This is a genomic window from Litchfieldia alkalitelluris (genome assembly GCF_002019645.1).
Taxonomy (GTDB): Bacteria; Bacillota; Bacilli; order Bacillales; family Bacillaceae_L; genus Litchfieldia; species Litchfieldia alkalitelluris.
Genome location: NZ_KV917374.1, coordinates 1,669,885 through 1,681,945 on the forward strand (window position 1 = coordinate 1,669,885; position 12,061 = coordinate 1,681,945).

7 protein-coding genes are annotated in these 12,061 nt (G+C 37.5%); 6 read left to right on the forward strand and 1 reads right to left on the reverse strand.

All coding sequences use genetic code 11. The annotated features are described in order from the left end of the window. Positions 1 to 73: 73 nt before the first annotated feature. From BK579_RS07680 to BK579_RS07705, 6 genes are all read left to right on the forward strand, one after another. Positions 74 to 940 carry a carbohydrate ABC transporter permease gene (locus BK579_RS07680; RefSeq protein WP_078544630.1) on the forward strand — a complete coding sequence of 289 codons (867 nt, stop codon included), beginning with the start codon at positions 74 to 76 and terminating at the stop codon, positions 938 to 940. Beyond that, the gene (locus BK579_RS07685) at positions 940 to 1,824 is read left to right on the forward strand and encodes a carbohydrate ABC transporter permease (RefSeq protein WP_078544631.1); all 885 of its coding nucleotides are present in this window, start codon (positions 940 to 942) and stop codon (positions 1,822 to 1,824) included. Before BK579_RS07680 ends, BK579_RS07685 begins: the two co-directional genes overlap by 1 nt. A 249-nt stretch (positions 1,825 to 2,073) precedes the next feature. Next, positions 2,074 to 4,920, forward strand: coding sequence for a family 78 glycoside hydrolase catalytic domain (locus BK579_RS07690; protein ID WP_078544632.1), 2,847 nt, complete (start codon positions 2,074 to 2,076; stop codon positions 4,918 to 4,920). Positions 4,921 to 5,438: 518 nt separating this feature from the next. Continuing rightward, positions 5,439 to 8,354, forward strand: coding sequence for an alpha-L-rhamnosidase (locus BK579_RS07695; protein WP_078544633.1), 2,916 nt, complete (start codon positions 5,439 to 5,441; stop codon positions 8,352 to 8,354). Positions 8,355 to 8,387: 33 nt separating this feature from the next. Then, positions 8,388 to 9,956 carry an alpha-L-rhamnosidase-related protein gene (locus BK579_RS07700; protein ID WP_078544634.1) on the forward strand — a complete coding sequence of 523 codons (1,569 nt, stop codon included), beginning with the start codon at positions 8,388 to 8,390 and terminating at the stop codon, positions 9,954 to 9,956. Positions 9,957 to 10,012: 56 nt separating this feature from the next. Next, positions 10,013 to 10,318, forward strand: coding sequence for a Dabb family protein (locus BK579_RS07705; RefSeq protein ID WP_078544635.1), 306 nt, complete (start codon positions 10,013 to 10,015; stop codon positions 10,316 to 10,318). Positions 10,319 to 10,388: 70 nt separating this feature from the next. Here BK579_RS07705 and BK579_RS07710 read toward each other — a convergent pair. Then, a protein-coding gene (locus BK579_RS07710; RefSeq protein WP_139365065.1) for an IS3 family transposase occupies positions 10,389 to 11,740 on the reverse strand; the annotation gives its coding sequence in 2 pieces (ribosomal slippage) (positions 10,389 to 11,281 and positions 11,281 to 11,740; 1,353 coding nt in all). Positions 11,741 to 12,061: the final 321 nt, after the last annotated feature.

Consider the following 12,061-nt stretch of genomic DNA (forward strand, 5'->3'; position numbering starts at 1 on the left):
TTGAATTGTAAGGTGGCCCTTGCTAGTTTCTAGCAGGGCCAATTCTATAATAGAGTGAAAGAGGTGCAACAAGGTGAATGCCTTTTCGAAAAGAACGTATTCATATTATTTTCTATTACCTGCCGCTATCGTTTATTTCGTCTTCTTTTTGTTACCAACAATCATGTCTATTTTCTTTAGTATGACTTGGTGGACATTAACAGACTGGAAATTTATTGGATTAGAAAACTTTAAAACATTTTTAACAGAACCATCTTTAAATATCGGATTTAAAAATACATTAATTTATGCAATTGTAACATGTACGTTGAAGGTAGTTCTTGGGCTATTACTCGGTGTCTTTTTAAGCTCAAAGCTAAGATTCAGTGGATTTATTCGGTCAATGGTATTTTTCCCAACACTATTGAGTACGATTGCCGTGGGTATTGCTTTTACAATGATGATGCATCCTTCTCAAGGGATTATTAATGTAACACTTAATGCAATTGGTATTATTGGTCCTGATTGGTTAGGAGATACACGAATTGCTCTTTTATCAGTAGCATTTGTTGATGTTTGGAAAGGTGTAGGAATTGCTACTGTTATTTTCATTGCAGGGATTATGTCAATTCCACAAGATTATTATGAAGCATTGATGATTGATGGTGGTAATGCATGGCATAAATTTAAGAGTATTATCTTGCCACTTAGCCGTCCAGCTATGAATACAGTTATTATTCTTTCGTTCATTGGAGGATTACGTACATTCGATTTAGTCTGGGCAATGACAAAAGGTGGACCTGGTTTTAGTACTGATTTAATTGCTTCTATTATTTATAAACAGTATCAAGCTGGTTTCTATGGCCTTTCAACTGCAGGGAACGTAATCTTGTTCGTACTAGTTTCTGCATTAGCTTTCCCTCTATATGGTTATCTCAATAGAAAAGAGGTAGATTTGTAATGAGCCAAGTGAATATCAATACAAAGGCAATTCCTACTGAGAAAAGCCATGTAAAGACACGCAGAAAAATAATAAAATTCTTCGTTGAGGCTTTTGCTGTCATTGCAACACTAGGATTCTTTGGGATTCCGTTTTATTTTGTCATAGTAAACGCACTTAAAAATCGGCAAGAATCTTCTTTATTAAATATGGATTGGCCTAGTGCAGTGCACTTGATTGACAATTTGAAAGAGGTTATTAGTGCAAGAGATGGAATGATTATCACTGCATTTTTTAATAGTATTATGATTACCGGATTTTCGATCATTCTTTTAATCTTTTTAGGTGCTGCTACTGGTTATGTATTACAACGAAGAGTCTCAAGATTAACGCCATTCTTCAATTTTTTAATTCTAGCAGGTTTAATTGTACCTCCAGCAGTTGTTCCGACAATTTGGGTACTTCAAGAAATTGGTCTTTTCAAGACAATGCCAGGAATTGTACTAGTTGAAGTAGCATTAAATTTACCGTTTACGATTTTATTATATCGCGGATTTATGGTAACGATTCCTAAGTCACTTGATGAAGCAGCATTAATGGATGGATGTGGAAGATTTCGCTTATTTTTCAATATCATTTTGCCGTTGTTAAAACCGGTATCAGCAACTGTTATCGTTTTAACAGCAGTTAACATTTACAATGACTTTGTAAACCCATTATATTTCTTCCCAGGTGCAGAAAACGCCACATTACAATTAACACTCTATAACTTTATGAGTATGTACGTTACACAGTGGAACTTACTTTTCACAAATGTTCTATTAATCTCTATTCCGCCACTTATTCTTTTCCTTATCTTCAACAAGCAAATTGTTGCAGGTATGACATCGGGAGCGGTGAAATAGTAATTGAAAAAATGCAGATTGATGAAGTTAACTATAAACTGAGTTCATAAGTTAAAGGGTTGAAAACAGACGGCAGCTTGGGGCCAATAAGTGGGCTTACCACGTTCATACGGAAAGCGAACGGACTCCCAACCCAAAAGATTTGCAAGAAAGTGTGCAAGCTTTAATAAACTAACATATATCATAATAAGACCCGAGAATTGCAGTTATACTGAATGTTCGGGTCTTTCCTACATTGGAGGTAGTCTCATGGAATGGAAAGCAAATTGGATATGGGATCAAAGCGGCGAACATCCAAGAAATCAGTGGTCTTGTTTTAGAAGAACATTTACCGTTGAATCGGATTTTAATTCTGCAATCCTATCAATTTCGGCAGATACTAAGTACACACTTTACGTGAATGGAGAGTTAATTAACTCTGGTCCAGTACGTGGTTGGCCGACAGAATGGTATTATGACCAATATGAATTAACTAGCTTAAATAAAGGAGAAAATGTAATCTCAGTCCTAGTAAATCATTATGGGATGAGTACGATGCATTATATTGAAGGCCGCGGCGGATTAATCGCACAACTAGATGTCTATAATCAAGGGCAATTAATTAATCAAATTCTAACAGATGATCAGTGGAAAACAGAAAATCATAATGGATTTATTAAAGAATCAGTTAAAATGTCCAATTGTCTATCGTGGTCGGAAATTTACGATGCTGGGTTATTTTCAGAAGACTGGGCACAACTTCATTTTGATGATACATCCTGGGAACGTGCGAATGTGATTGGTTCTTATGGGATGAATCCGTGGAAAACGCTCATTGCGAGAGATATTCCATATTTAACCGATGAGATAACCTTTCCAAAAACAGTCTTATCCCAAAAAGAAGTAAGTCCTATTTCACAACACTTCTCGATTGATTTAAAACCGACATTTTTCCCAGGGGAATTAGATAATAATTCAGGGAAAATCATGCAAGGATATGTGGCAACCGAGATACAAAGTACCGAAGATATGCCAGGGGTTATGTCTCTAACATTTGATCCACATGCAGAAGCCAAATGGGAGTTTAAACTGAATGGAAAAGAATATAAAACTAAGAATGGAACATTCGAAGAAGTACATCTTCAAAAAGGTAGTAATCTATTAATTGTCGATGTAGGAGGCTTCTTTCACGAACCGATTATTCATTTAGCTTTTGATTTCCCAGAAACAATAGAGTTGAAAGCACCTTTTTGTTCTTCTGATTCACAGATTACAGCGTTCGGACCTTTTTATCGTACAACTCAACTGCAAATAGGGAAACCAGTGGATAGATCTATTCCGTTAGTGGATGAATACATTCAAATGAAAAAGGTTACATCTTTAAGTGAGTTAGAGTCTTTCGAAAAATGGGCAAAAGCAATTCCAAACGAGCATGTGTGTACCGATCATGTTGGCATTCTTTCAATGTTTAAAAAAGACATTAAAACTCATTCCTTACCTTTCCAGCATCAGAATATGATTCTTCCTAACCACAGTTTTACATATGTGGAACCAAAGGAAAATGGTGATACAGAATATTTAATAGATTTTGGGAAGGAATATTTAGGGCATATTGAGTTCGAGTTAGAGGCTTCGAAAGGCACCATTTTTGACTTTTTCTTATTTGAAAGTATCCATCAAGATGGTAGGATCGAGCATACCTTTTCCTTAAATAATTCATTAAGATATATTGCAAAAGACGGTCGACAAATGTTTCGATCCTTTATCCCAAGAGGATTCCGCTACATGATGCTTACGATTCGGAATTTGAATGCACCTTGTAAAATCTACAATGTAAAGGTAAATGTAACTACATTCCCTACAGGAAATGTTGGTGGGTTTAGAAGCTCTGATTATCTATTAAATGAAGTTTGGGATATTTCAAAGCATACGATTCGTATGTGTGCACAAGATACAATTATTGATTGTCCAGCGTATGAACAGGCGCTTTGGACAGGTGATTCTTATAATATATCTTTGATGAATTACTATGCTTTTGGAAACTATGACTTAGTTAGACGATGCTTAAGGTTAATTTCTAAATCTGTTTATCGCTCACCACTTCCAGAATCACATGTACCGAGTGGATGGCAGAATGTTTTAACCGCTTGGTCGATTTTATGGGTAATGGCATGTAGAGAATATTATCGATACACAGCAGACCTAGAATTTATTAAAGAGATTTACCCAGAAATTAAACTAACGATTCAACGTTTTGAAGAGTTTTTAAATAAAGATGGTTTACTAGAAATTGACGCATGGAACATGTTGGATTGGGCACCAATGGATACAAACCATACTATTGTTACACATCAAAATGCTCTCCTTGTTGATGCGTTGAGACAAACTGCTTATTTGGCGTCACTTTTAGGAGAAAAAGAAGATGAAACAACGTTCTTATCATTTGCAGATCATTTAAAACAGGCTATTAATGAGCATTTGTGGGATGAAAATGAAAAAGTTTATGTTGATAGTATCCATGAGGATGGCACGCCATCAAAAGTTCGTAGCATTCAAACAAATCTAATTGTTTATTTAACGGAGTGTGCAGAAGGGGAACGTAGAGGATTGATTGAGTATTATATTGTAAATCCTCCAGAGAATTTCGTGCAAATTAAGAGTCCGTTTGTCCTATTCTTCTATTATCAGGCTTTAATGAATTTAGGGAAAAACGATATTGTTCTGGATAATATTCGTGAAATTTATGGGTATATGCTGGAACATGATGCGACTACTTGTTGGGAAGGCTGGGAATTAATTGAAGGAGACTTCAGCCGCAGTCACTGTCACGCATGGTCCGCTGCCCCAACGTATGTCTTTGGTGTCTTATTTTTAGGGGTAAAGCCACTAGAACCTGGATTTAAAAAGGTTAGCATCTCTCCAAATCTAAATGGACTAAAGTGGATCAAAGGTTCAGTACCGATTCCACAAGGGAAAATAGACATCTATTGTAAAGATTTAGGAGAATATATTGATCTGCAAATAACTCTACCAGATGAAATAGAAGTGCAAATAGATGTAGCGAAAGGTACTAGAGTAATAGTGAATGGAAAACAGTACTCTCTAGATAAAGAGTAGTATGTAGGGATTTCGACTTGATAAATGGAAGAACCTTTTGCTATTTGAAAAACAGGCACACTATTAAGTGTAAAAATGTTTTGCTCAATTAGTGTGGAATGAGCGGAGAGCCACTCGACTCCTGTGGGATATAGCGGTTTCGTGAGACCCCGTAGCCTAAAGCGACGAGGAGGCTCACGAACCGCCCCACGGAAAGCGAGTGGATCGTAGCGAATGGAACTCTTCTACCTAAGTGATTTTCAGGGTAGATCTCCATGCAACTGAGTAATTGCACCATGAAGAATGAAAATGTTTTGTTCCTATGTGTGGAATGAGCGGAGAGCCACCAGACTCCTGCGGGATGAAGCGGTTTCGGAAGACCCCACAGGAGCCATAGGCGACGAGGAGGCTTCCGGACCGCCCCGCGGAAAGCAGGTGGATCACAGCGAATGGAACTCATATAACTAGGTATTTTCAAGGTAGATAAGATAGAAAATTATTAGTACAAAAATCAATAAATAGGGAAAGGAAAGATGTAAATGCAAGACTTAAAAGTAGTGAATATATCATGCGAATACAAAACAAATCCACTTGGCATTGACGTGAAAAAGCCGCGAGTAAGCTGGCAGATCGAATCAACTCAGCGTGGAACAAAACAACTTGCATATCAATATCAAGTGTCTCTTTCAGAGACTGACTTCGAACAACCGTTATATGATTCTGGTTATACCGAATCAGAACAGTCCCTTCATATTGAATACACAGGCCCAGAATTAGAATCCCATAAAAGGTATTTTAACCGTGTAAAGGTTTGGAATCAGGATGGTCTTGATTCAGACTGGAGTGATGTGGCATGGTGGGAAACTGCCTTTCTTGACCAAAGTGAATGGCAGGCACAGTGGATTACACCAAATCCAAGTGAAATTGATCAAACTCCGGTTTTTCTTTTAAGAAAAGAAGTACAGTTAAAGAAAGAAATTGCTTCAGCACGTATTTATGCGACAGCCGCAGGGGTGTACGAACTTAGTCTTAACGGAGAAAAAGTGGGAGAAGATTTACTAGCCCCAGGATGGACTAGTTACAACAAAAGAATTCAGTATCAAACCTACGATGTGACATCACAGTTAACTGGAAGTAAAAATGTCATCGGTGTATTGTTAGCCAATGGGTGGTACAAAGGAGATTTAACTTGGGAAGACAAGAGAAATATTTATGGTGACAAGCGTGGTGTGACACTTCAATTGCATGTCCGCTACCAAGACGGAACAGAAGAGCTTATTTTAACTGATGGAACATGGAAAGCGACCACAGGACCAATATTGTACTCGGAACTTTATCACGGTGAAACATATGATGCACGTCTTGAGCAGAAGGGGTGGGACACAATTGGATTTGATGACTCGAATTGGAAAAGTACAGTTGTTGCCTCTGAATTCCCTACCAACTTAGTAGCTCAGGAAAACAACCCGACACGAGTGACTGAAACAATTTTTCCTCAATCTGTATTTATAACTCCAGCAGGTGATACAGTAATTGATTTGGGTCAAAATATGGTCGGAAGAATTCGATTAAAAGTAGAAGCTCCTGCGGGTACAAAAATTGTATTGAAGCATGCCGAGGTACTAGATAAGGACGGGAATATTTACTTTGGCAACTTAAGAAGCGCGAGACAAACAGTGGAATACATTACAAAAGGCGAAGGGATGGAAGAGTATGCACCGATTTTTACATTCCAAGGCTTCCGCTACGTAAAAGTGGAAGGATATCCTCTTCAAAATGGAAAGTTGCCTGTTGAGAATTTTGTTGGAGAAGTGATTCATACCGATATGAACAAAACAGGTGAGTTTGAGACATCTAATCCACTTGTGAATAAGCTTCAACAAAATATTGTCTGGGGCCAAAGAGGGAACTTTGTGGATCTACCAACGGACTGCCCACAGCGTGATGAACGATTAGGCTGGACAGGAGACGCTCAAGTATTCATCCGTACAGCAATGTTTAATTATCAAGGTGGACCATTCTTTACAAAGTGGTTACGGGATCTAAAAGCTGATCAATTTAAAGATGGTGGTGTACCATTTGTCATTCCAAATGTGTTACCAGATGGTGAATCTTCTTCAACTGCTTGGGGAGATGCAGCTGTTATATGTCCTTGGACGGTTTACCTTGTAAATGGTGATAAACGAATACTAGCTGAACAATATGAAAGTATGAAAAATTGGGTTGAGTTTATTCGACGTCAAGGTGAGAATGAATTCCTCTGGAATAACGGTTTTCAGCTTGGGGACTGGCTTGCCTTGGATGCAAAAGAAAATAGCTATATTGGTGCCACAGCACGAGACTTAATTGCAACAGCATTCTATGCATACTCAACGAGGGTTTTAAGAGATACAGCGGTAGTCCTAGAGAAAGCAGAGGATGTGCGCACATATACCGAACTACTTGGAGGAATTAAGCAGCATTTTAATCTTGAATTTGTGTCATCAACCGGAAGGCTCACTTCACAAACTCAGACAGCTTATGTTCTTTCGCTTGTGTTTGATTTAGTTGATGGAAAGGTTCGCGATCGAGCTGCGTTTGAACTAAATGAGCATGTTTTAGATAATGATTACCATCTTACAACAGGTTTTGTCGGGACACCTTATCTAGCCTTTGCATTATCAAACAATGGCTATCATGAAACGGCTGTAAAATTACTATTACAAGATACGTATCCTTCTTGGATATATTCAATCACAAAAGGTGCTACAACGATATGGGAGCACTGGGATAGCATTAAGCCTGATGGCAGCTTTTGGAGCGATGATATGAACTCATTTAACCATTATGCTTATGGCGCGATTGGAGATTGGATGTATCGTGTTTTAGCGGGGATTGAAATGGAAGAAAGTGTACCAGCTTATAAAAGAATCCGAATTCAGCCTAGAATTGGTGGTACAGATTTCACATATGTAAGTGCGAATTTTGAATCGATGTATGGAAAAATAGAATCTTCTTGGAACTTAACTGAGGAAGAAGTTCGTCTGACGGTTCAAATTCCTGTTAATACCACTGCGCAAGTAATACTTCCAAATGCCAATATTGAAAATCTTCAGGAAGATGGAAGATATATAAATAATGTAGATGGTGTTCTGTCGATTACTGAAGCTGAGGGTGATGTTCGACTAGAAGTAGGATCTGGAACCTATCAATTTATCTATCCTAATGAAAAAGGAATGAAAAAGATTTATACGATAAATACAAGGTTGATTGATTTACTTGATAATGATCAGACTAAGGAAATCCTAGAAAAATATTCACCTGGTATCACAAGGCCAAACCCAACAGCGAACTTGAAAGTATTATCGCTTAAAGAATTGGCTTCTCCAGGTAAAGCGAAAATTCCGCATGATGGACTAGAAAAGCTGGTGAAAGAACTAAATCTTGTTGAGTCGGTAGAATTAAATCTTAGTTAATTTTTAACACGACTCCTTAAAGGAGGAAATCTCATGAATATACAAAAAGTTGAGAATAGGGTCATTCAAGTCAATCAATTTTTTCTTGAAAAAGCAGATCAACTTTTAACGCCACTATTAGAAGAAAAACAAGAGCCTTTACAGCTAGTGGAGACAACAAAAAATGATGATTATATTCATGGTTGGAAAACAGAAACAGTTGGACCTATTGAAGCATTACAAGATCGTTCCTTAGGAAAAGGTGAATCGGTCATAATTGATTTTGGAGATCATCTCGTTGGGTATGTGTCCATGCGAATTGTTCCTGTTGGAAGCCCACCAGATGCACCTTTACATGTGAAATTTACATTTGGGGAAATGCCGGTAGAAGTATCTGAGCCATTTTCTGAATATAATGGCTGGATCAGTAGCTCGTGGTTACAAGAAGAAGTTCTTCATGTGGATGTTTTACCAGAAGAGTTAAAATTGCCAAGAAGATATAGCTTCCGTTATTTGAGAATAGATGTCTTGAATACATCGCCAAAATATAAAGTATCGTTTGCAGACATTTACTGTAAGACAGTGACGTCTGCAAATAATGAGAAAGTTGTCCAATTGTCTCATCCAGACGAGATGATGAAAAAAATCGATGATGTAAGTATTAAAACCCTTCAGGATTGTATGCAAGAAGTATTCGAAGATGGTCCTAAGCGGGACCGCCGATTATGGTTGGGTGATTTAAGACTTCAAGCGTTGGCTAATTATGTGACGTTCCAAAATAATGATCTTGTCAAACGCTGCTTATACTTGTTTGCAGCTGTACCAGATGAGGGAGGACGAATTTCAGCTAATTTATTTATGAAACCATCAATCATTGCAGATGATACGTACTTGTTTGATTATTCATTGTTTTTTACGACAACCCTTTTCGATTATTATATTGCTACAAATGATAAAGAGACCCTTGAGGATCTTTGGCCATCAGCCTATCGTCAAGTGGAGCTTGCGCTACAAAGATTAGATGAAAGAAACATTGTGCAAGATGATCCTTCGTGGTGGTCCTTTATTGATTGGCATGAGGAATTAAATAAACAGGCGCCTTCTCAAGCTATCTTGATATACACATTAAAAAGAGCGATTAAATTGGCTGAAATTCTAAAAAGTGAGCAAAAGGATTATCTTGTAGATAAACTCACTGAGATTGAAAGAGCGACTATCGAATATTTGTGGAATGAGGAAACGGGATTCTTCGTAAGTGGTGAGCAGAAGCAAATTTCATGGGCAACTCAAGTGTGGATGGTCTTAGCAGAAGTGTTGGAATTAACATCTAGTAAGCAATTATTAACTAGGTTAATGAAAGAAAATCCAGCTATAGGGATGAATACTCCGTATATGTATCACCATTATGTTGAAGCATTGTTGCTCGTAGGAGAAAAAGAACAAGCCATTTCCTCTTTAAAACACTATTGGGGTGGGATGATCAATGATGGTGCAGATACATTCTGGGAGCTGTATAACCCGAATGATAAAGCATATTCACCATATGGTAGCCACTTAATAAATAGTTATTGTCATGCATGGAGTTGTACGCCGACGTACTTGATTCGAGAGTTTGGTCTGTAGAAGTGTAATCGCAGCACCAATAGATAGTACAGTCAATTGGAAGAGAGTTGAAATGCATGTATGAACATCTAGTGTTTTTTAAGTTCAATAATAATTTCACATCAATAAAAGAGGAAGAATTGTTAGTTCAGCTTAAGCAATTCAAAAAAAATATTCCTGGGATTATTGATCTAACAGCAGGCATAAACGTCACTGATGAAAAGGAAAATGCAAAGGGGTTTCAATTAGGATTAAGAGTTACTTTTGAAACGAAAGAGGCGCTAAACGAATATGTTCCTCATCCAATTCATCAAAAGTTCGTTTCGTCTTTAGATGGAGTGATTGAAGACGTCATTGTTGTTGATTATCCGTTGAAAGACTAAAACCACAGGAAAGATTTAATTACTTTAGGGACAGGACGTGAACTGAACCCAAAATGTTAGACACAAGCTATTAAGCAGCTTGCTGGGTATGAGTTCGATATTGAATCGGACTCATACCTTTTAATTTTTGCTTAATCCGTTTGTGATTATAATAGTAAATATATTTCTCTAATTCTAGTTTGAAATGATCCATACTCTCAATTTCTCTTAAATAAAGTAATTCGCTCTTTAATAATCCAAAAAAGTTCTCCATTACTGCATTATCTAAACAATTGCCCTTGCGAGACATACTTTGGGTAATTCCATTCTTCTGTAAGGTGTGTCGAAACTTCTTCATCTGATAATGCCAGCCTTGATCAGAGTGAAGGATAGGGCAATCATGGTCGTCTAATTGTTGTATGGCCGTATCTAACATTTTAGATACAAGTGTGTATACTGGACGTTTCTCTAGGTTATAAGCAATAATTTCACCGTTGTAAAGGTCCAGAATAGGTGAAAGATAAAGTTTCTCGCCAAACAAATGGAATTCTGTCACATCTGTAACCCACTTCTCATTTGGCTTCGTAGCTTGGAAATCTCGCTCTAGTATATTCGGTGCGACTTCACCCACTTTTCCACGATATGAACGGTATTTTTTCATGCGAACTAAGCATTTTAAACCCATCTCATTCATTAAGCGAAGGACTGTTTTGTGATTAATTACATGACCCCGATTACGTAATTCCAGTGTGATACGTCGATAGCCATATCGACCTTGATGTTCGTCAAAGATCTGTTGGATAACCTCTTTCATTTCACTATATTTATCTGGTTTATCCATTTGTTTTACCCAATAATAATACGTGCTACGTGGCATTTCAGCGAACTTTATCAAGTCAATCACCTTAAATTCACGCCTTAATTCATAAATCACCTGTGCCTTTTCTTTTTCTGTGAGTTCTTTTCCTGAATTAAGGCTTGTAGCTTTTTTAAATATGCATTCTCCATACGAAGTTGTTCAATTTCAGCACGTAGTGCTTCTTCAGTTCCTTCTACTGGTTGATTATTCTTAGGTTGCTTTTTCATGGGTGAAGGACGCTCCTTTTTCTTCTTTTTAAGAGCGTCAATTCCCTGTGTTTCAAGTAGATTCTTCCACTTATACACTATGGCAGATGAAGAAACATTAAATACTGCAGTAACTTCTTCGATGGACGCTCCCATCTCGTTCAGATAATTAAGTACGTCCATTTTAAACTCAAATGAGTATTTTGTATAGGTTTCCTCTAAGCCAGATATACCATGATTTTGAAATTTCGCTACCCATCTGTGTAACATCGTTTTATTAACATTGTACTTTTGGGCTGTCTGCCTGATAGACTCTCCGCCTTCAAGATATTCATTTACTGCAGCTATCTTTATTTCTAAAGGGTATTTCTTCTTCATGTAAAAGTGCACCTCCAATTGTTAGTTGTTGTGTCTAACAATTGGGGTGCACATCAGACGCTGTCCCTGTTTGTTTTCTGTAGACGTCCATGAGAATGAGTATTGTGTAAATACACCATAGAAGATGAAAATAGTGTGCTCACATAGAGGGGAGATGCAGCGAATGCGACTCGCTAGCCCAAGTTATTTTCAGGTTAGACCACTATGCGAATGAATTATTCGCACCATGGAGGAACTTAGTTGAACTGCAGCGAATGGAATTCCGAAATTAAGTATTTTTCGGAGTAGATTAATAAAGAATTAAAGAAACTCTTTAAGACC